We start from the raw sequence: 16,096 nt of genomic DNA on the forward strand, positions 1-16,096 counted from the left end.
ACCATTCCTTGATTGCAAATTGATTTGGAAATATCTCCTCCAATCAAGAAAAAGACAAGAACCTTAAGTTATTTATGTCTGTAATGATTGAGAGCCGTTGTGAAAGTGGCTCTCAATCTGTAAACAATTGATTTATATTCAAAGTGTGATTTAACACTTTGGGGTATCATGCCGCCAACCGGTGCTGCTCTTCAATGAGCGGAGCCTTGTGGTTTCGCTCAAACATCCTAGTTAACTCAGTCTTGCGCTTTTCGAAGTCCCAGCCCATATTGATGAATACTGTGTCAGCCCGTTGAAGCTCTGTAATGGCTCGGATTTGCTCAGCGGTCAGATAGTCCCGAATCGCCTCAGCCTTTCCGATTTCATTTTCTTTCCTGAACTTCGCTGAAGTTGCACCAAGCACGATGCGGTTTATCAGGTTGGCCTCATTGCTGAAGTGATAATGCTCAGCCTCTTTCCCTTCCGCTTCTTTGCTGACCTTGATCGCATTGGTCATCGGCCGGTATTCAACCCTAGCTAAATCGCGTTCTGCTTGAATAGCAGCTTCTCGCTTGGCCTTTTCACGGTAAGCGATAAAACTATCAACCAAGCGAACCTGACCATCCCTTGCTTTCTCACCGCCAATGAATGGCATTGCGATCAGGAAACCACGCTCAGTAAGTTCGTAGCATGGCTGCGCTCTGTTCATTTTATCTACGTATGAGGTCTCCTTGAAATCAAGGGCATCTAAATGTTCAGAATCAATCAAGGAGCGAATGTTTTGCATTACGTTATCGTGCCGGCGACCAAACTCTATTGCGATTACATCAGTGCTAACTACCGGAATGCCTTTGATGATTTTAATCAGGTGTTTCATAGCGATTACCTTTTAGAAAGATGAGCCTGTTCACCAGAATGCCGCCCGAGAGAAGGTCGCCACCTTATAGCGGCAATTCTCAGGCTCAGCTTTCTGAAAGACTCTCGTTTGAAATGCGCGGTGAATGCGCGGAGATATTGCAGGTACAAAAAAAGGCCCAGTCGTTAAACTGAGCCTTCATGTTCTTTGTTCGCAGTCTTCGCCATGTATATCTACGTTGCTTGACCACTCACGGCTTACCCGTCAGCAAGATGTGGATCACCTCTTTAGGGCTGCACAATCTGATTCGCTTAATCTTTCAGAAATTCTTCAGTGGGGAATGACATCTCACCCATCATTTAGCTCAGCGCCAGTGCCGGTAACAATTACTGTGTGATGTGGGTGAACATTTTCAGCCAGCCACTTAATTAATGGCTTGGTGGCTTCTTCAAAGCTTGCTAACTTTTTGTTGCTGTCGGTTATGTGGCACTCACCAAGGCATGGGCCTGTATCGGTAAAGCAATTCACGCAAGCGTGATCGTGAATTTTATCCTTCACACCCAACCCCGCAATCTTGCCATCACGAATTGCATCAAATAGCGCGCTGACGTTATCCCAATCTCGACCGCCGTTCGGGAAGTATTCCTGCATAGCGGCTAATGCCTCGCTCTTTACTTGTTCTGCTGTTTTCTGAGTCATGATTTATCCTGTTGAGTTACTTCAGGCACACGTTATTGATATATGCCTGCAAGCCTTCTATTTGCTTAGTGGCAATTCCGATTCGTTCGCGGAGATCGATATAATCCCGTTCAGCGGACTCAGCAAGTCTGGCGCTGGAAACATCATCCACGCTGGCGGTGCCGGCGGTTTTGGACACTGGCTTTGTACAAGTCGCGTTGAGCTGCAACCGCTTAGTGCCAGAAGCGATATCAGCACGAAGGCGCTCGTTTTCAGATTTGGCATCTGCTAGTTCCTTGGTGTATTTGATATCGATAGCGGCTACTGCTTGGCGTTGGGTTTCTATGACCTGCAGGTCTTTCTTCTGCTGATTGGCTACTGCAGTTATTTCTGCCACATCACGCTGAAGAGTAGCCACTCTCCCTTGGTAATAGGTCACGCCAAATAACAGGGCCACCGCTACTGCAATGAGTATTGCCGTTACTCGGTTCATGATAGAAACAGCGCCCTTTCTCGCTGGCGGCGTGGAAGCAAAATATCTAAGTCATTACCGGCTTTCTTCCACATCAGGAATGCATCAGCGGCCCCTTTGTAGTCACCGGAGTTAAGGCGTTTCAATACGGTAGAATTAGCGAATGCGGTCGGCCCGATGTTGAATACCAAGCTGCACAGTGCATCGTACTGATTCTGAGTGAGTGGCACTTTCACGTTAGTGGCGATGGACTTTTCAACCCAAGCTAGATCAGAACGTAGCAACTCGGATGATTTGTCTTTTGTGATGACCATACCGACAGCAACTGGCTTTCCATCAACGATGCCAGTGTGACCAACTCCAACGGTCGGAATGCCGCGAGAATCTTTGTAGCCGGTAAGTCGCTCGCCCTCTTCGCCTTTCAGCTTACTAATTCCGTTATCACTGATTTGCATCATCGCCCCCAACCTTGCGGCTAATTGCGCGAATAGCGATACCACGTAGCTTTTCGACACCAATGAAGCCAACCATCCCGCCAATGAATGGCGAGGCGCTTATTGGAATACCAACAACATCGAGAGCACTTGAAATACACAAAGAAAGAGCGCCACATAAGACGCCCTCAATCCATTTATTCTTTCGGTCAGTTCCGTCATAAATCAAACGCCCATAGCAAATTAATGCTGCCAATCCAGCGCCTGATATTTGAGGCCATGAGGCTTTTACCCCGTTAAGAATCTCTGACCAAAACCCAGGGTCTTTTTCATTCATTTTACGATCCTGCATACTCTAGCCCCTACATCTACCCCACCAAGGGCATCTATATAGTTCCGGTCGTTTTCACACAGAACTCGTAACGCCCCGATTTGTGCTCCCCAAGAATCACGCTTCCATATTTCTACTGTTGATATCAGCTCATCATCAGTTTTTGAATTAGCCAATCCATAAGCAACGACTTCCCTAGGGAATGCGTAAGCAGCAGCGTTAATACGTGAGTTAATTTCCGTTGCGATATACGAAGCTAGGATTATCGCCAGCAACCAAGGCGAAGAACTCACGAATCCCGTTTTTATAAAGTCAGGTAATTTCACAAGGATTCTCCTAGTCTTGTGTAGGGAATAGCCCAGCCGCCTTTCCACTGTGCGCTAAAGGGTGTTTGCGGTTGATTGGTGTAGGCGGTGAGCTAAATGCAAAAAGGCCACGCAATAGCGCAGCCTTGAAATAGATTTGCCACACATGACCAGCATGCAGGTATTAACGATTGCCAGCGGCTAGTGATGTGTGGGCTTTTAATTAGGATGTGGTGGCCGCCTTGGCGGGTATTGGATTTAACCGCTTCACCACATTGGTACCCTCACTGATGAGGGCACCATATCGGTAACGTCAACGAAATGGTTATTTGTGAATGCAGAAAAGCAAAAAGGCCCAGTGATTAACTGAGCCTTCTTTGTGCTTTCGGCACCGACTTAAGACAGATACGGCACCTTACCTTCTAATAGTGGCTAATTGGCTACAAGATGTCAACACGTTTATGCAACTTTCTTTATTTTAGCTACACGTTTGCGGGAGATGAATGCTTTTTGCAGCGGTTGGTACAACAACCAAACAGCAGCTTCGAGGATTTGATCTACTTCATTGCGGCAAGTACCCAATGAAGGTTTCTTCATCCGATCCCCACCTCTCGTTGACATCTTGCGGGGTTTTGCAGTCGCGAAGTAGTACGATGCAATTGATCGTTTGGAAGCCCCATGAGAGTAATAGCTAATCAGTATCCCCAAGGCTTTTGTGTCAATACGCATAACGGAATCTACGACCTGAGAAATCAACATTCCGTCATCATCATTGCACATCGGCCTTGATGGGCTTCCCTGCGGCTGTACTGTAGCCATGTACTGAGCTATAACGCTGCTCATGCGCTTTTCTAATCTCCCTGAGTAAACCCATGCCCCCCATAGTTCAAGCCAGCCATTAACCCAATCATGCTGATCCTTGGTGAGTTTTAATTGAGTTATATTCATAGCAACCTCTTCCTGCTAGTCGTCCCCACCATCAGCCGCCCGTTAACAATGGCGTGACGCTCACCCTTCGAGTCATTGGCGTATTTCTTTACCGTTGCACGTTGAGTATTTAGCTGGGCCGCTACAGTTGATTGGTTTCCATAAGCGGCAATTAGTAACTCGGGAATAGTTTTCACATCTGCTTTCATGCGGCCTCCTGAAGTTTTTTAAACTCACGTAATTTCGCTCTGTATAGCTTTCTGATGGTTTCGAGTTCTTCGCGGTTGTATCGGTGAGGGGTGTTGTTGTTTTCGAGCGCCTCAACGCGCTGAGTGCCGATTTTCTTTACAAGATTGATGCGGTACGGTGTGAGGTTTCCTGACTGGTGGGTATTACACTCACTGCATTGTTTATTTATGTTGTCCTCCACATATCGAATTTGGGATGCTTTAGCTATCGTTCTGAAATGACCTGCATGCCATTCAAATGCCTGATAAGTTCCGCAACTGATACAGGGCTCATCAACATCGCGACATTTGGTGATGTAGTCATTCACTGCACGCTGCGTCATATCCTCCCAGTGCTTCAATGGCTTCAACTTAGCCTTGCGCTCTCTCCATGCTTTTCTTTCTTCCAATGCCTTTTCAGCTGCTTTCTTTTCAGATTGCCGCTTTTGGTAAAGGTAAGCACAGTGACCACAGCAGACTATTTGGAGGGAGTTTCTAGGGGTGAACTTGGTGGGGCAGACTTTGCACTTCTTTTGCTTGGGCGGCTTATTCTTCGGCTTGCCGGTTATCATCGGCGTCCTCCTTAGCTGCTTTATCAATGCATTTCTGATGAGCGTAGGTTTCACCCTTGTTAAGCATCAGGAAGCAGAAGATACATATTGATTGGGGGAGTTCAGGCATGGCTGCTCTCCTTCATCATCAGGAATACAATCATGGCGGCGCGGAGAATTTTGTCCGGTATAACGTGGTCCACAATTATCTGGTCGCACGGCGATGAAGCTAGACACCACTCAGCATTACATCCATCCTCCAAGCTTCTGTCGAACATCAGGCTTATTTTATTTGCCATGATTATGGGCCATGCATCAGCGGGGTTGTTGCAGGGGTCGAAGATTTCCCAATTGCCTGTTTTGTTGTATAAAAGTGATGAAACACTTTGCAACTTCAAGCTAATTAGTTTTGCTACGGCATGATTAATTTCAAAATCACTCATCGCTGAATAGTCACTCATCGCGTTCTCCTTACTCTGTCGAATTTTGCTTGCAACAGCCCATGGACATAATCAAATGTCTTTATCTGGCTTGCGGGGATTTGGGGTTTAGGCTTGGTTCGGCGGGATACTTTGAAGATTGAGTTTTCCATTACTGCAACTATGCTGCTTTGCCTTTGTCGCATGGTGTCGCTCCCCATCGATTGGCCCACTCCACTTCTCGCTTGGCATCATCGCTAAACTTCACGTTATGCTCAGTGCCGAACCAGTATGCGGCCTCGATAATCTCTACCATCTCGCTCTTTCTCATCTGGCTTGTGCGATGACCAAAGCGAACATAGCCACCAGTAATGCCCGGTGCCTGTCTGCGTTCCTGCTTCTTGGTTTCTGCTACAAGGTCAGTGATTAAATCCTTCCAGTCCTCTTTGCTGTACTTCACGCCATGCCAGAAAACTTGTTCGGCAATGTCAGTAAGCAGCGGCCACATTTTGTTATTCTGTGGGAGGCTTCGCTTAGGTTCTTGGATGATGACTTCTTTGGGGGATTTGAAATCGAGCGGTGTGTTTCTGATGGCTGCTATTGCGTTTTGTCTGATGTTTTCGTTTAGAAGTAAATATTTTTGATTAACCATCAACTACTCCTTTCAGTTGCTGCCGAACAATCTGCAATGCCGTTTGAAGCCTGTACAAAGCATCTGGTGACCGGCCATCTTCATTGGGTGTAATCATCAGAAGTTGGGGCATCATGTTTACTGTGTTGGCGTAGGCGTCGCAGAGTTGGTTATATTGCTTCTTGGATAGGGTTATTTGTTTATCCATTTTCCTTCTCCCGCCACCAAATATAAAAGTGAAAGAACCAGAAACCGAAGCAAGGTATCGGCCCGTCCATCCAGTCTTTTCTATAACCGAAATAACGCAGATGTCTCGGCAAGGTGTTCCAGCAAAGTATCTCGTTACGGTTTATTCGGATGTGTGCTTTCATGGCTTCTCCGGAGCTGTGGGTAGTGGCATCCAGTGAGTTACACCATCAATCTCAGTTCCTTCCCAATAATCGGAAAACTCGTTATCGTCATAGCTAGCCACAAACATTCCCTGACCTAAGTAATTGCCTGTGTAAACTGCTACTGGCTTTCGCATGTCATTTTCTGGCATCCGGTCACTGCAGCTGATCCAACCTTCCGGTATCTCCGGAGAGTTCAACTGTGGGGCGAGATAGACAGGGATATCACCTGCACCGCCCTCAGGCCAAATATCAGCATCAGAACCGGATTGAAGATAATCCAAATGGTTTTGCTCTAAATAACCAATAGGCTCAGCCCTCTTTGCAGCTAACGCGATGTCAATTAGAGCGAAAATCTCTCCGATGCTTGGCGCGGTTTCTTTGTGACAATCAAGAAATGCATTTTTTATTTCGCCCAGTCTCTCTACAGTGAAACTATCTAATTCTTTCATGACGTCCCCCTTTCGATTATTTCAGCTCTGAATACAGCCTCATTTAATTGCTCGTCTTTTGTGAACCAGACGCAGGTTAGTTCACTGCCGCCTTGTTTTGTGTAGCCTATAACTTTTATCGTCATCACCGGGCCACCGGATTTTAAAGTTACTAATTCACCTATTTTTGGGCTACTGATACTCATGTCGCCCTCCCCTTCTCAATTTCAGCTACCAGCAAAAGCACATTTTCAGGCGTTAACTCGTCTTGCCATTTGTCTGATGTGTCACTGGATTCGCGGAACATGATTTCTTCATGAGCTACGGCTTTAAGATTGGTGATTAGTGTTTCGATTGATCTGCTCATTCACTCTCTCCTTTGATTCGAATGCCAGCAGTGCGGAGGGCCTCAGCGCACTCGTTAATGGCACGGTCATATTCATCACACTTTGGCACTCCATTGCCGTAAATTTCCGGCAACTCCACCACAAGACTCTCTCGCGACGCTTTCCACCACTTCCATGCGTCGCGGGCAGCAAGTGAGTAGTAATCAATTTCAGGATCTTCATCAGTGCCATGGTTGTACATCTTAAGCAGCATTTCAATATATGCATTGCCGGCGTGTTGCTTGCGGAATTCAGCTTCAAACTCTTCACGCGATTTAGTTATGTCCATCATGATTTCCTCGGCATGTTCAGCTTGGCGCGTAGCTCTGCGATGTGGTCGAGCGCTTTCGCATTGCTAACCGGAATGTGAAGTTTGGGAATTTGCACCACTGGCGCGGGGATCAGCTCTCCAGACTCAATGCGTTTCGACATGTCAGCCAACTCTTTGCCGCAACGCTTCCGTAAATCCTGCTCAGATAGCCCTTGCACTCGCTCTTGCGAGTAAAGCTTGGTAACCATCCAATAAGCCGCATTGCTAGCCCACGGGAACGCTTCGGCGCTGCTGAACATGTCACGGCGCTTGGCGTAGTCCATCACCATGTCGTAAAGCTCATCAGCATCAGGCAGCCCAGCGGCGCGGGTAGCACCCTGCTTGCACCATGCGATGAATTGTCCCGGCGACGGGAGGAACGGCGTAGCTTGCTGACGGGCGATCTTCATCCCTGCGTTAACTTGGTCGATGCTGGTAATGCCGTTTTCGACAAAAGCCAACACCCACTGCCGGCGTAGTTCGTTCAGGTCGCTTTGGTCTTTGATGCTGGTCATTAGCGCTGGAAATGCAGCTTTCAACTGGCGAAATAGCTCGTTGAATATCTGCGCGGCCTGCTCTGGCACCTGCTGCTTTGGCTTTTCAGTGCCATAAATCTGCTGCAATGATTGACCATCACGGTTCTGGATGACTGTGACGACATTTCTCATACCGATACCCCGTTTATCCAGTCAGTGTTATCAAAATCAATAACAGGCTTACCAGTGGTGGTGCCTGATTGCTGCTTCTTGCGCTTGATGTCCAGCTTGTCCCATTTCTCGCGGAGCGTTGACGGGCAAAGCACATTGCCACACCAGAAGCTATCCTGAGTGGCCCACTTGAAGAGCACACACATATCTCGGTGATTCCTGCCATCCCTTTCCCTCATCAGCCGGATGCTATTGGCCCAGCCAGCAAAAGACGGCTTTTTAGCGTCAGGGGCAATCATCAGCACAGCGCTAAACATCCACTCCGCTGCCCGAAGGTCATCAGCCGTTCCCCAATTTTTACCGCTTTGGATTGCAGCATCAGGACGAACTACAGGAAGCTTCTTAGGTGAGGTGTCAGGGGATTCGTTAGAATTCTCTGACGTAAAGGGTTTTATATTATTGTTATTACCTTCTTGTTCATGATGTGCGGGTTTAAGTGCGGCGTTATGTGCGGCACCACCATCCAAAGCCTCGCCGTTACTGGCTTCGCTATGTGCGGGTTTAAGTGCGGCGTTATGTGCGGGTAAATTGTCTATTTTTTCGGCATATTCAGCGTAATTTAGGATGGTGATTACCGTCCCTTTTCGCTTCTCGCCACCCGTTGAAATCATCCCTTCTTTAACGAAAAAGGAGAGCATCCTGCCCACCGCATCACGGCTTGTTGGCTTACCTTCTCTGTCGCACAGAGATAGCCCTAAATCAGCCGCTGTCGTGACCAGTTGACCGGCTTGAAGGTTCCATTGGTTGCCTTTGAAATTAACCGTGCGGGGCTTTCTTTGAGCACCCAATAACAGGTCCTCCCATAGAGTCCGCAGGAAAACATCTTTGTGCCAAGGTTTCTTCTTGATGCTTCGGTACAACGGGACATAACCAAGCTTCTGGTTCTCCATCCTGTTGCTCCTGCGCTCACGTTCGGCGCTGATATCAAATAGTTTGGCTGTACTCATGCGGCAATATCCTTGATTTGATGAGCAGCCAGTAATCCGGCGATCCATTGGATGCCTTTAGGGGTGAACTTGTTTTGAATGAAAGCGTGACCGTTTGTTAGGTTTTCGCCTGTTTTAACAGTGAAGCGATCCGCATCGATGTGTTGAGCGTAAGGCGTTAGCTTCCCAGCTAGCAAATACATAATTTCGCTATCAATCAGAAACTTACGGAAGGCGTTTTCTTTGATGTGTAGAAGCTTGCACGTTTCGCGAAAACCAAGAGATCCGGTTGCATTTACGTAGCTGTCAACGAACTGAGCTTTCGGGGCTGCAATGGCAAGTTGATTTTCTAGTTTCTGCTTTTCTTCTGCGAGGTCTGCTGCCAGTCGTAAAGCATCTGGCAAGTTTTGAGGGATTCGCGCCTGACTTTCTAGTTCCTGCCAGCGGTCTACTAGACGAGCTGTGAACTCAGGGGAAAGCTGCGCAACGACGATGTAGCTATCTCGCTTGCCAACTTGGTACACAGCCACCGATTGACCAAGGTGATTCTTAACTTCCCCCAATGGGGGGAGTTGAATTGTTCCACGAAGTGCCAGTCTTTCGATTGATTGCTTAACTTTGTCATGCCGAGACTCAACGAGATCAGCTATCTCATGACTGGTCATAGTCGGGTTTACTACCGTAGATAAACTCATGTATAGTTACCTCAGAAATTGAGCGTTATTTGAGAAGCCTCTCCTGTTCGCGCAGGGGCTTTTTGCTTTCCGGTCACCGCAATCACAGCCTGCCTTGCGATTTCCCTTATCACGCTCGTCTCCCATATCTTCTCCAGAAGAACAAACGTCACTGCCATGTCATGTACGTTTAACCGGCTGACCTTTGATTCGGCCCAGCCAGCCTCCCGCGCAAACTTGCTCTGACCCTTGATAGCCATTCGGCTTCGTAGCTCAGATTCAACTTCCATAATTCTCTTGCTGTTACTTGCACGTTCCATTGCGTACTCTTCCCTTGTTAGATGTTGTTACGTGACAAAGCTGTGAGCTTGTCACTTTTGTTGCCCCAGACTTTCCGGGGTGAGGCCAGTAGTGTTAAAGAGCGGTAGTGCTTAAGCTGCTTTAGTTGTTGGTTTTCCGTACAACAACCAAGATGGTTCACATTGAAGTGCGCTTGCGATTTCAAACAAAAAGCGAGGTCGTTTGGTTGCACCCGACTCAATTTGCTGAATTGATTGCTGCTTGATTCCGGCTTTTTCCGCCAGTTCAGCCTGCGTAAGATTCAGCTCTGAGCGCTTTTGCTTGAGGCGTTCCGATATAGTTTCCATATTGCCTCCTTGACAAAGTTTCTTGTATTTTACAGACAAGAAACCTTGTTTGTCAATTACAGCTTTTCTTGTGACTATTGGGAGGAAATTTATGAGGTGATTTATGGGTATTGCAGAAAGAGTTAAGGCTAGGCGCGATGAATTAGGTATGACGCAAAGTGAGTTGGCGCTTAAGGCAGGGACAACTCAGCAGTCTATTGTTAATTTAGAAAATGGCACAACAAAGCGCCCCAGAAATCTTCTAGAAATATCTAAGGCTTTAAATACTGATCCTGACTACTTAATGTTTGGCAAAGGTGTCGGCAATGTTTCATTTGCTGGCGTTCACACCCCTGGTGTGCGGTATCCAGTGATAAGTAAGGTACAAGCTGGTGCTTGGGCTGAGGCCGTTGAGGTTTACACGATCAGAGATATTGAATTGTGGCTTGAGTCTGATGCACACGTTCAAGGCGAGGCATTTTGGCTTGAGGTCGATGGGGATTCAATGACTGCTCCAGTTGGGCTAAGCGTACCAGAAGGAACGTTTGTTTTGTTTGATACTGGGCGCGAACCAGTTAACGGCAACCTTGTCATTGCTAAGCTAACAGATTCTAACGAAGTTACTTTTAAGAAGCTGGTTATTGATGGCGGGTTACGCTACCTGAAAGGGTTAAACCCAGCATGGCCTCTTGTGCCAATCAATGGGAATTGCAAAATCATTGGTGTTGCTGTCGAAACAAAGTTGCGGTTGGTCTAATACCATAACCCACTGCTAGCCCATAGAGGGGTGGGTTGATTTATTACCCAAAGAGACGTTCTGGTGAACGGATGATAATTTTCATGTTATGGGATAAATGGATATTTAAACAGTGGCAAAAATAGATGACTACCTGCCAACGCAGGTCGAAGTTGACAGGGTTCTTTTTTGCAAAAAATTTGTCGACTTTTCACCACTGAAGTGGCAGACAAAGCCACCTCCCAACAGACTTAAAATGCAATTAGTTCCTATGGATGAGGACGGGATCCCCATATATGGACTGAGTTTTATTTTACTCTGGAAGCCAGACCATGACTCATTCGAAAACCCCGATGAATCATATCCAAAAATGAATTTGGTAGCCCTATACCATCAAAAGAGAATCTTTGCAGTAGACACCTATCCTTTTGATAAGCACAAGAATAGCTTTAAAATTGAACATCCTGATTTTCAGGATAGCATCAATGGCCCCCATTACCATCTGTACTATGAGATGGCTGGGCACTATAGTGAGAAGATAGGTTTTCCAATAACTGAAAACATTAAACCAGATGACTTTATTGGTTATTGGAATTATTTTTGTACAAAGCTTAATGTAACCTGTAAAGGCAAAATACAACTTCCACTTGAAGATGAATCCGGACAGATGGGATTTAATTTATGATGTGCTCAACCGTTATCTCTAACTTAGGTTTCGAATGCCACCCAATAGGTAGCGGAACCTTACGAATTATTAGCCCATTCACTTATTGTGATGATGGGGAGCATGTTGGTGCCTTTGTCAGAGAGATCAATGGTAAGTATCTTGTCAGCGACCGTTGTGATGCTCTTATGAATATGGAGTCAAGAGGGATATCTTTAACCAAGAAGAGAATTGAAGATATCCGTTCACTATTACTTCGTGAGGGCGCTGAACTCAATGACCGCGGTGAAATCATTGGGTGGGCGACTGAAAATAACATTGGCTCTGTAACTTCAGGTGTAATAAGGGCTGGAATACTTGCTTCAAGCTTATCTACAGATTGGTATCAGCCTGTTCATGTGGAGAAATTTGAAAGTCAGGTGATTGAGTTCATGTATCACTCAGAAATTAAAAGCATTATCTCTTTGAGGGATTCTGTGTTAGGAATGAGTGGGCATCACATTACAGTGCCGATCACCGTGAAAACACCATCTCCAAAACTGATATTTACATCCAGCGTAAAAAGTGGAGGTAGCTGGAATAGCGCCTACTCTTTGCTTGGTAAATTAATTGACTTGAAAAATTCTGGCGATGATTTTAACAATAGGTATGTCGTTGTTGATAGTGATTCAATCGGCGAACAAATGCACCAGCTAAGCCTTTTGTTCAATGAAACAAGCCATGTGCTCCCATTCTCCAAGAGAGAGTCATGGATCCATAGGTTAGCAGCATAATAAATCCACTAACCCGGCCCCGCTGCCGGGTTTTTTGTGCCTGTAATCTTGCTATGTTATGAAGTTGTTATCATAATCAAATTGCAACACCAGATATTACTTCGCTCAACATTGATCCTTTAGCCCACATAGCCTCACGTGGGCTTTTTTATGCCTGTAATCTGACAATCTCACCACCCTACCCGCATTAAACACTACTCACTTCACACTTTTCACGCCTGTTAGCCGGTGCGATGGGTCACATCTGAATTATTTTCAAAATAAATTCACTTATAAATCAAAGAAATATTGTAATCACAACCAAATAAACAATATATCTTGTTTACAGCCATACAAGGTTTCTTGTATTCTCTATCCATCGAAACGAAACATCGATGCGGCAGACAGGAATCACTCGCCGCGCCAGTCAGGACGACAGGTTGCTCATTAACAAAGCGGGGAACGAAAGCAGAGATGCTAATCAATCCTCGTGACGGATTTCTCCCGGATAGTCTGGGAGACCAAAGTGAAGTTGGCTTTGGGATGTGGTGGAAGCGTAACGAAACGAGACGCAAGCAACGCCACCGATGAGCAGTACAAGTCTGCGCAGCCACAACGGCTTACGGATGCAAGCAAAGCTGACCATGACAGTACGAGGCTGGAAAGTTAGTCAGCCCACCACATCACCAAAGCCAATCACCGGAGGTAATCATGGTAACGATCACAGTCAAGCCAGCTAAAGAGAATTCAAAGACACGCAAGTTTAAGCGTACAGGTGAATTCTTCGCGGCTAAGGATGCCAACCGAGTGCTGGCAAGTCGCATTGAAGCAGCGTTCACAAAGCTCTCTGAGGGCTGCACGGCGAGGGTATACAAAGCAACGATGCCTGTACCGGTTCGCAGCAGTGAGCAGCCAAGCGCAGACAACATATGTCTGCCTGAAGTGGCTAAGTTTTCAGCAGGCTTCCGTAAAGTTCGTGAAGATTGCTATCACGTTATTAAGTAGGCCCACCACATAGTTAAGGGGTAAGAGAATGAGATTTGAAGAACTACCATATGAAGTACAGGTGATAGCGGCGAACACACTCTCGGATAGATTCCCTTTGTGTGGTTCGTCAAAAAGTAATGGCTTCGAACCAGCAACAGCGCTGGCCCGAGATGTTAAAGCAGCATTTACTGAGCTTTACTCTCCTGATGAAGCCTCTATTAAAAAGTCGTCCATAGCCATAGACGCCAGCGAAGCGGTTAATCAGATTAGCGAGCTTCTTGAATCACTTAAACTTAAATCCTTTGAGAGTGTCTCTGAGCATATCATCAACCTGCTTCTTAACAGAGGCAGTGGCTTGTTCGATTACATCGTCTTTAGTGATAGCGCGGCCGCAGTCGGCGCAACTGACATCAACGAAATTGTTGTCAAAATCAAAGTCGTCGGGCCGACTGACAAGCTCGCTGCCGCAATCAGGGCAGGCAACCTTCAAAGTTTTAGTGCTCATGGTAATTAAATCCCTATATTGACTGTGGAATAACCAACATATCAATTTTCCTTGACTGTGGAAAGTAGGGAAACCACGGCTGGGCGTGGCTAAAAATCCCAGCACAAATTATAGGAGGTCACTTAGGTGGCCTTTTTTATTGCCTAAATTGGCGTAACTGAGGAATGAATGATGGCGTACAAGTTAAATCAAAAAATCAAAACTCACATTGCCGATATGGCAACTCGAAATAAACATAAAGCAACCTTCGATAAAGCATTTTCAGCTTTCAAAGAAGATGCATATCAGCAGCTTTATAAGAAATATCAGAATGAATTGTTTGAGGGTGTTGACCCGATTGTTTTGAAAGCCTGCGATAAAACTGACCAAATCGATTTATACAACGACAGAATCGACGTTAGCGCTATATCAACAGCGATGCAGCTTCGCTCAGGCGAGTTAGAGCGTTTTGGTATCGGCCATAGCGTATACGGAAAAAGTTATGCATGTGACGCCAGCGACTTATCTGATAAGGCGGCGCTTAAAAAATTGATGTCCACAGTAAAAACAATAACCCAATTCAGAAGTGATTTGCTATCCGCAATGGCGCACTTCAAATCAGGCGAAAAGATGATTGCTGCACTGCCTTGGACAGATAAGTTTTATCCAGAAGAAGACAAGACTCCAACCTGCAATATCGTGCCAGTTTCTGTAATCGAAAAGGCAAATAGTCTGATGGGAATCAACCCACAGTGACCTTACCCCTGCCACTTAACCGGTGGCAGCAATAAGACCACTGAAACAAACAACGAGCTGCTTATGCGGCTTTTTTAATGTCTGAAAATCGAGGTAACAATGAACCTTACCGATTTAAACAAGATTCTCGCTGAACATAAAATATGGGTTGAGTCGTATAGAGATAAAGGATCTCGTGCCAACCTGTACGGTGCCGACCTGTACGGTGCCAACCTGAGCGGTGCCAACCTGAGCGGTGCCAACCTGTACGGTGCCAACCTGCGCAGTGCCAACCTGTACGGTGCCGACCTGTACGGTGCCAACCTGCGCAGTGCCAACCTGCCTGATCGCACTTATGTGATTATGGGTGAAAAATATTATCTGCAGATTAGTAACGGCGAGAGTGTTCGTGTTGGCTGCCAAAACCATACAGCAGACGAATGGCGCAAGTTTAGCAAGCGTGAAATTGCGGACATGGACGGCAAGACGGTGCTTAAGTTCTACCCTCGCCTGTTAGATATCATCGACTTCTATCTCGGAAAGGGTGAGCGTCCAGAATGGCTTAACGAGCCAAATGAAGAAGAAGCAGCTTAATTAGGTTCATTGATAGAGGGTAAGGCGATGGCAGAGAAAGATGGCGGTATGGCATTTCCAGTGCCTGCAACTGATTCAAATTATTTTTATGAGGGCATGTCATTACGTGACTATTTTGCAGCTAAGGCTATGCAAGGAATTTGCTCACATACAGACACATGGGGGCTTTCTGTTCCAGAGATTGCCAATAAGGCTTATTGGATAGCCAATGAAATGCTAGCAGCTCGCAGTAAATAACCCCTCCAACTAAATAGGTGAGATATGAGCTTAGATATAATTATCGAATGTAAAAAAATTGACGAGATATCAGTTACTCGTATGGGTGAAATTGAGATTGAGATAACTGGCGCTGATTTAGTTGATGCCGTGGATATTGAAACGATAGTTAAAGAATATGGCGCTAGCGAGTTACTCGATGAAATCAATGAAACCGACGTTATCTCTTGGCTTGAAAATCAAGGCTATACCGTAACAGAAACCGAATAACCATCCCCCACTAACTCCCCGCTCCCACTACTAAATAACTGACCATAGTCGGTGTTTTGCTGTGGGCCAAACACAAGGAAATGAGCATGGCAGACGAAAACACCGGCTTGGTGGTAATCGACATTAAGCCTGAATCCTACCCAACACTGTACGTCACGAACGGCCTTGATAAATACCTCAAGCAGATTCGTCGGGCAGTTAATGAAGTTCCTGATGTGTCGACTGCAAAGGGCCGAGCACGGATAGCATCACTTGCAGCCAGCGCATCACGCAGCAAGACAGCAATCGAAAAGCCGGGCCGTGAGTATCTTCGCCACCTAAAAGAGCAACCGAAAATCATTGAGGCCGAACTTCGCCGTTTTGTCATTGAATGCGATGAAATACGTGACGAAACGCGCC

At 46.2% G+C, this 16,096-nt stretch carries 31 protein-coding genes and 2 pseudogenes; 10 read left to right on the forward strand and 23 right to left on the reverse strand.

Annotated features, from left to right (window positions below):
* Positions 1 to 166: 166 nt before the first annotated feature.
* The 22 genes from BN68_RS08930 to BN68_RS09025 form a co-directional block, all read right to left on the reverse strand.
* Positions 167 to 856, reverse strand: coding sequence for a Rha family transcriptional regulator (locus tag BN68_RS08930; protein WP_019210830.1), 690 nt, complete (start codon positions 854 to 856; stop codon positions 167 to 169).
* Between the two features lie 327 nt (positions 857 to 1,183).
* Complete coding sequence (locus BN68_RS24140; RefSeq protein WP_019210831.1) at positions 1,184 to 1,534, reverse strand: hypothetical protein; 351 nt, start codon at positions 1,532 to 1,534, stop codon at positions 1,184 to 1,186.
* 16 nt (positions 1,535 to 1,550) lie between these two features.
* Positions 1,551 to 2,006, reverse strand: coding sequence for a lysis protein (locus BN68_RS08940; RefSeq protein WP_019210832.1), 456 nt, complete (start codon positions 2,004 to 2,006; stop codon positions 1,551 to 1,553).
* Positions 2,003 to 2,440, reverse strand: a complete 438-nt coding sequence (locus tag BN68_RS08945) for a lysozyme (protein WP_019210833.1) — start codon at positions 2,438 to 2,440, stop codon at positions 2,003 to 2,005. Before BN68_RS08945 ends, BN68_RS08940 begins: the two co-directional genes overlap by 4 nt.
* A complete protein-coding gene (locus tag BN68_RS08950) occupies positions 2,427 to 2,771 on the reverse strand; it encodes a phage holin, lambda family (protein WP_019210834.1) in 345 nt (114 codons plus the stop codon). The genes BN68_RS08945 and BN68_RS08950 overlap by 14 nt, the downstream gene beginning before the upstream one ends.
* Positions 2,753 to 3,076 carry a hypothetical protein gene (locus tag BN68_RS08955; RefSeq protein ID WP_019210835.1) on the reverse strand — a complete coding sequence of 108 codons (324 nt, stop codon included), beginning with the start codon at positions 3,074 to 3,076 and terminating at the stop codon, positions 2,753 to 2,755. Before BN68_RS08955 ends, BN68_RS08950 begins: the two co-directional genes overlap by 19 nt.
* A gap of 438 nt (positions 3,077 to 3,514) precedes the next feature.
* A complete protein-coding gene (locus BN68_RS08960) occupies positions 3,515 to 4,003 on the reverse strand; it encodes an antiterminator Q family protein (RefSeq protein ID WP_019210836.1) in 489 nt (162 codons plus the stop codon).
* Positions 4,000 to 4,191 (reverse strand): protein ninH, encoded by a 192-nt coding sequence (locus BN68_RS08965; RefSeq protein ID WP_019210837.1) that lies wholly within the window; start codon positions 4,189 to 4,191, stop codon positions 4,000 to 4,002. Before BN68_RS08965 ends, BN68_RS08960 begins: the two co-directional genes overlap by 4 nt.
* Positions 4,188 to 4,781 (reverse strand): recombination protein NinG, encoded by a 594-nt coding sequence (locus BN68_RS08970; protein ID WP_019210838.1) that lies wholly within the window; start codon positions 4,779 to 4,781, stop codon positions 4,188 to 4,190. Before BN68_RS08970 ends, BN68_RS08965 begins: the two co-directional genes overlap by 4 nt.
* A complete protein-coding gene (locus BN68_RS24435) occupies positions 4,756 to 4,890 on the reverse strand; it encodes a hypothetical protein (RefSeq protein ID WP_019210839.1) in 135 nt (44 codons plus the stop codon). Before BN68_RS24435 ends, BN68_RS08970 begins: the two co-directional genes overlap by 26 nt.
* Positions 4,883 to 5,221 (reverse strand): phage protein NinX family protein, encoded by a 339-nt coding sequence (locus BN68_RS08975; RefSeq protein ID WP_019210840.1) that lies wholly within the window; start codon positions 5,219 to 5,221, stop codon positions 4,883 to 4,885. Before BN68_RS08975 ends, BN68_RS24435 begins: the two co-directional genes overlap by 8 nt.
* A gap of 139 nt (positions 5,222 to 5,360) precedes the next feature.
* On the reverse strand, positions 5,361 to 5,831 hold the full coding sequence (locus BN68_RS08980; protein ID WP_019210842.1) for a recombination protein NinB: 471 nt from the start codon (positions 5,829 to 5,831) through the stop codon (positions 5,361 to 5,363).
* The gene (locus tag BN68_RS08985) at positions 5,824 to 6,018 is read right to left on the reverse strand and encodes a hypothetical protein (RefSeq protein ID WP_019210843.1); all 195 of its coding nucleotides are present in this window, start codon (positions 6,016 to 6,018) and stop codon (positions 5,824 to 5,826) included. The genes BN68_RS08980 and BN68_RS08985 overlap by 8 nt, the downstream gene beginning before the upstream one ends.
* A 159-nt stretch (positions 6,019 to 6,177) precedes the next feature.
* Positions 6,178 to 6,651, reverse strand: coding sequence for a DUF551 domain-containing protein (locus tag BN68_RS23645; protein WP_019210845.1), 474 nt, complete (start codon positions 6,649 to 6,651; stop codon positions 6,178 to 6,180).
* A complete protein-coding gene (locus BN68_RS08995) occupies positions 6,648 to 6,836 on the reverse strand; it encodes a DUF2158 domain-containing protein (RefSeq protein ID WP_019210846.1) in 189 nt (62 codons plus the stop codon). The genes BN68_RS23645 and BN68_RS08995 overlap by 4 nt, the downstream gene beginning before the upstream one ends.
* The gene (locus BN68_RS23890; RefSeq protein WP_019210847.1) at positions 6,833 to 6,997 is read right to left on the reverse strand and encodes a hypothetical protein; all 165 of its coding nucleotides are present in this window, start codon (positions 6,995 to 6,997) and stop codon (positions 6,833 to 6,835) included. Before BN68_RS23890 ends, BN68_RS08995 begins: the two co-directional genes overlap by 4 nt.
* Entirely contained in the window at positions 6,994 to 7,305 is a 312-nt protein-coding gene (locus tag BN68_RS09000) for a hypothetical protein (protein ID WP_019210848.1), read from the reverse strand. Before BN68_RS09000 ends, BN68_RS23890 begins: the two co-directional genes overlap by 4 nt.
* Positions 7,305 to 7,994 (reverse strand): replication protein P, encoded by a 690-nt coding sequence (locus BN68_RS09005; RefSeq protein WP_019210849.1) that lies wholly within the window; start codon positions 7,992 to 7,994, stop codon positions 7,305 to 7,307. The genes BN68_RS09000 and BN68_RS09005 overlap by 1 nt, the downstream gene beginning before the upstream one ends.
* Complete coding sequence (locus BN68_RS09010) at positions 7,991 to 8,923, reverse strand: replication protein (RefSeq protein WP_042806597.1); 933 nt, start codon at positions 8,921 to 8,923, stop codon at positions 7,991 to 7,993. The genes BN68_RS09005 and BN68_RS09010 overlap by 4 nt, the downstream gene beginning before the upstream one ends.
* A 53-nt stretch (positions 8,924 to 8,976) precedes the next feature.
* Complete coding sequence (locus BN68_RS09015; RefSeq protein ID WP_019210851.1) at positions 8,977 to 9,654, reverse strand: phage antirepressor KilAC domain-containing protein; 678 nt, start codon at positions 9,652 to 9,654, stop codon at positions 8,977 to 8,979.
* Between the two features lie 11 nt (positions 9,655 to 9,665).
* The gene (locus tag BN68_RS09020; protein ID WP_019210852.1) at positions 9,666 to 9,953 is read right to left on the reverse strand and encodes a CII family transcriptional regulator; all 288 of its coding nucleotides are present in this window, start codon (positions 9,951 to 9,953) and stop codon (positions 9,666 to 9,668) included.
* Positions 9,954 to 10,064: 111 nt separating this feature from the next.
* Positions 10,065 to 10,280: a helix-turn-helix domain-containing protein gene (locus tag BN68_RS09025; RefSeq protein WP_019210853.1), complete on the reverse strand. Its 216-nt coding sequence runs from the start codon at positions 10,278 to 10,280 to the stop codon at positions 10,065 to 10,067.
* Between the two features lie 103 nt (positions 10,281 to 10,383).
* Here BN68_RS09025 and BN68_RS09030 point away from each other — a divergent pair, with 103 nt between their 5' ends.
* The 5 genes and pseudogenes from BN68_RS09030 to BN68_RS09050 all read left to right on the forward strand — a co-directional run.
* Positions 10,384 to 11,016, forward strand: coding sequence for a LexA family protein (locus BN68_RS09030; protein ID WP_019210854.1), 633 nt, complete (start codon positions 10,384 to 10,386; stop codon positions 11,014 to 11,016).
* A 112-nt stretch (positions 11,017 to 11,128) separates the two neighbouring features.
* Entirely contained in the window at positions 11,129 to 11,680 is a 552-nt protein-coding gene (locus BN68_RS09035) for a hypothetical protein (RefSeq protein ID WP_019210855.1), read from the forward strand.
* The gene (locus BN68_RS09040) at positions 11,677 to 12,432 is read left to right on the forward strand and encodes a DUF1828 domain-containing protein (protein ID WP_019210856.1); all 756 of its coding nucleotides are present in this window, start codon (positions 11,677 to 11,679) and stop codon (positions 12,430 to 12,432) included. The genes BN68_RS09035 and BN68_RS09040 overlap by 4 nt, the downstream gene beginning before the upstream one ends.
* A 690-nt stretch (positions 12,433 to 13,122) precedes the next feature.
* Positions 13,123 to 13,416: a transcriptional antitermination N peptide gene (locus BN68_RS09045; protein WP_019210857.1), complete on the forward strand. Its 294-nt coding sequence runs from the start codon at positions 13,123 to 13,125 to the stop codon at positions 13,414 to 13,416.
* Between the two features lie 28 nt (positions 13,417 to 13,444).
* Positions 13,445 to 13,618 (forward strand): annotated as a pseudogene (locus BN68_RS09050) (formyltetrahydrofolate deformylase); the annotation flags it as partial.
* Between the two features lie 63 nt (positions 13,619 to 13,681).
* Here the strand turns inward: BN68_RS09050 and BN68_RS24655 are convergent.
* On the reverse strand, positions 13,682 to 13,903 hold the full coding sequence (locus tag BN68_RS24655) for an ECs_2282 family putative zinc-binding protein (RefSeq protein WP_455685169.1): 222 nt from the start codon (positions 13,901 to 13,903) through the stop codon (positions 13,682 to 13,684).
* Positions 13,904 to 14,074: 171 nt separating this feature from the next.
* Between BN68_RS24655 and BN68_RS09060 the strand changes: the two genes are divergently transcribed.
* The 5 genes and pseudogenes from BN68_RS09060 to BN68_RS09080 form a co-directional block, all read left to right on the forward strand.
* Positions 14,075 to 14,638, forward strand: coding sequence for a hypothetical protein (locus BN68_RS09060; RefSeq protein ID WP_019210859.1), 564 nt, complete (start codon positions 14,075 to 14,077; stop codon positions 14,636 to 14,638).
* A 99-nt stretch (positions 14,639 to 14,737) separates the two neighbouring features.
* A complete protein-coding gene (locus tag BN68_RS09065) occupies positions 14,738 to 15,211 on the forward strand; it encodes a pentapeptide repeat-containing protein (RefSeq protein ID WP_019210860.1) in 474 nt (157 codons plus the stop codon).
* A gap of 27 nt (positions 15,212 to 15,238) precedes the next feature.
* Entirely contained in the window at positions 15,239 to 15,448 is a 210-nt protein-coding gene (locus BN68_RS09070) for a hypothetical protein (RefSeq protein WP_019210861.1), read from the forward strand.
* 24 nt (positions 15,449 to 15,472) lie between these two features.
* Positions 15,473 to 15,697 carry a hypothetical protein gene (locus BN68_RS09075; RefSeq protein ID WP_019210862.1) on the forward strand — a complete coding sequence of 75 codons (225 nt, stop codon included), beginning with the start codon at positions 15,473 to 15,475 and terminating at the stop codon, positions 15,695 to 15,697.
* Positions 15,698 to 15,783: 86 nt separating this feature from the next.
* Positions 15,784 to 16,096: pseudogene (locus BN68_RS09080) on the forward strand (hypothetical protein); the annotation flags it as partial.

Source organism: Yersinia massiliensis CCUG 53443, assembly GCF_000312485.1.
Taxonomy (GTDB): Bacteria; Pseudomonadota; Gammaproteobacteria; order Enterobacterales; family Enterobacteriaceae; genus Yersinia; species Yersinia massiliensis.

Coding starts and splice junctions, on each gene's coding strand:
- BN68_RS08930 (WP_019210830.1), bottom strand. CDS start 856: ATGAAACACCTGATTAAAATCATCAAAGGCATTCCGGTAGTTAGCACT.
- BN68_RS24140 (WP_019210831.1), bottom strand. CDS start 1,534: ATGACTCAGAAAACAGCAGAACAAGTAAAGAGCGAGGCATTAGCCGCT.
- BN68_RS08940 (WP_019210832.1), bottom strand. CDS start 2,006: ATGAACCGAGTAACGGCAATACTCATTGCAGTAGCGGTGGCCCTGTTA.
- BN68_RS08945 (WP_019210833.1), bottom strand. CDS start 2,440: ATGCAAATCAGTGATAACGGAATTAGTAAGCTGAAAGGCGAAGAGGGC.
- BN68_RS08950 (WP_019210834.1), bottom strand. CDS start 2,771: ATGCAGGATCGTAAAATGAATGAAAAAGACCCTGGGTTTTGGTCAGAG.
- BN68_RS08960 (WP_019210836.1), bottom strand. CDS start 4,003: ATGAATATAACTCAATTAAAACTCACCAAGGATCAGCATGATTGGGTT.
- BN68_RS08965 (WP_019210837.1), bottom strand. CDS start 4,191: ATGAAAGCAGATGTGAAAACTATTCCCGAGTTACTAATTGCCGCTTAT.
- BN68_RS08970 (WP_019210838.1), bottom strand. CDS start 4,781: ATGATAACCGGCAAGCCGAAGAATAAGCCGCCCAAGCAAAAGAAGTGC.
- BN68_RS24435 (WP_019210839.1), bottom strand. CDS start 4,890: ATGCCTGAACTCCCCCAATCAATATGTATCTTCTGCTTCCTGATGCTT.
- BN68_RS08975 (WP_019210840.1), bottom strand. CDS start 5,221: ATGAGTGACTATTCAGCGATGAGTGATTTTGAAATTAATCATGCCGTA.
- BN68_RS08980 (WP_019210842.1), bottom strand. CDS start 5,831: ATGGTTAATCAAAAATATTTACTTCTAAACGAAAACATCAGACAAAAC.
- BN68_RS08985 (WP_019210843.1), bottom strand. CDS start 6,018: ATGGATAAACAAATAACCCTATCCAAGAAGCAATATAACCAACTCTGC.
- BN68_RS23645 (WP_019210845.1), bottom strand. CDS start 6,651: ATGAAAGAATTAGATAGTTTCACTGTAGAGAGACTGGGCGAAATAAAA.
- BN68_RS08995 (WP_019210846.1), bottom strand. CDS start 6,836: ATGAGTATCAGTAGCCCAAAAATAGGTGAATTAGTAACTTTAAAATCC.
- BN68_RS23890 (WP_019210847.1), bottom strand. CDS start 6,997: ATGAGCAGATCAATCGAAACACTAATCACCAATCTTAAAGCCGTAGCT.
- BN68_RS09000 (WP_019210848.1), bottom strand. CDS start 7,305: ATGGACATAACTAAATCGCGTGAAGAGTTTGAAGCTGAATTCCGCAAG.
- BN68_RS09005 (WP_019210849.1), bottom strand. CDS start 7,994: ATGAGAAATGTCGTCACAGTCATCCAGAACCGTGATGGTCAATCATTG.
- BN68_RS09010 (WP_042806597.1), bottom strand. CDS start 8,923: ATGGAGAACCAGAAGCTTGGTTATGTCCCGTTGTACCGAAGCATCAAG.
- BN68_RS09015 (WP_019210851.1), bottom strand. CDS start 9,654: ATGAGTTTATCTACGGTAGTAAACCCGACTATGACCAGTCATGAGATA.
- BN68_RS09020 (WP_019210852.1), bottom strand. CDS start 9,953: ATGGAACGTGCAAGTAACAGCAAGAGAATTATGGAAGTTGAATCTGAG.
- BN68_RS09025 (WP_019210853.1), bottom strand. CDS start 10,280: ATGGAAACTATATCGGAACGCCTCAAGCAAAAGCGCTCAGAGCTGAAT.
- BN68_RS09030 (WP_019210854.1), top strand. CDS start 10,384: ATGGGTATTGCAGAAAGAGTTAAGGCTAGGCGCGATGAATTAGGTATG.
- BN68_RS09040 (WP_019210856.1), top strand. CDS start 11,677: ATGATGTGCTCAACCGTTATCTCTAACTTAGGTTTCGAATGCCACCCA.
- BN68_RS09045 (WP_019210857.1), top strand. CDS start 13,123: ATGGTAACGATCACAGTCAAGCCAGCTAAAGAGAATTCAAAGACACGC.
- BN68_RS24655 (WP_455685169.1), bottom strand. CDS start 13,903: ATGAGCACTAAAACTTTGAAGGTTGCCTGCCCTGATTGCGGCAGCGAG.
- BN68_RS09060 (WP_019210859.1), top strand. CDS start 14,075: ATGGCGTACAAGTTAAATCAAAAAATCAAAACTCACATTGCCGATATG.
- BN68_RS09065 (WP_019210860.1), top strand. CDS start 14,738: ATGAACCTTACCGATTTAAACAAGATTCTCGCTGAACATAAAATATGG.
- BN68_RS09070 (WP_019210861.1), top strand. CDS start 15,239: ATGGCAGAGAAAGATGGCGGTATGGCATTTCCAGTGCCTGCAACTGAT.
- BN68_RS09075 (WP_019210862.1), top strand. CDS start 15,473: ATGAGCTTAGATATAATTATCGAATGTAAAAAAATTGACGAGATATCA.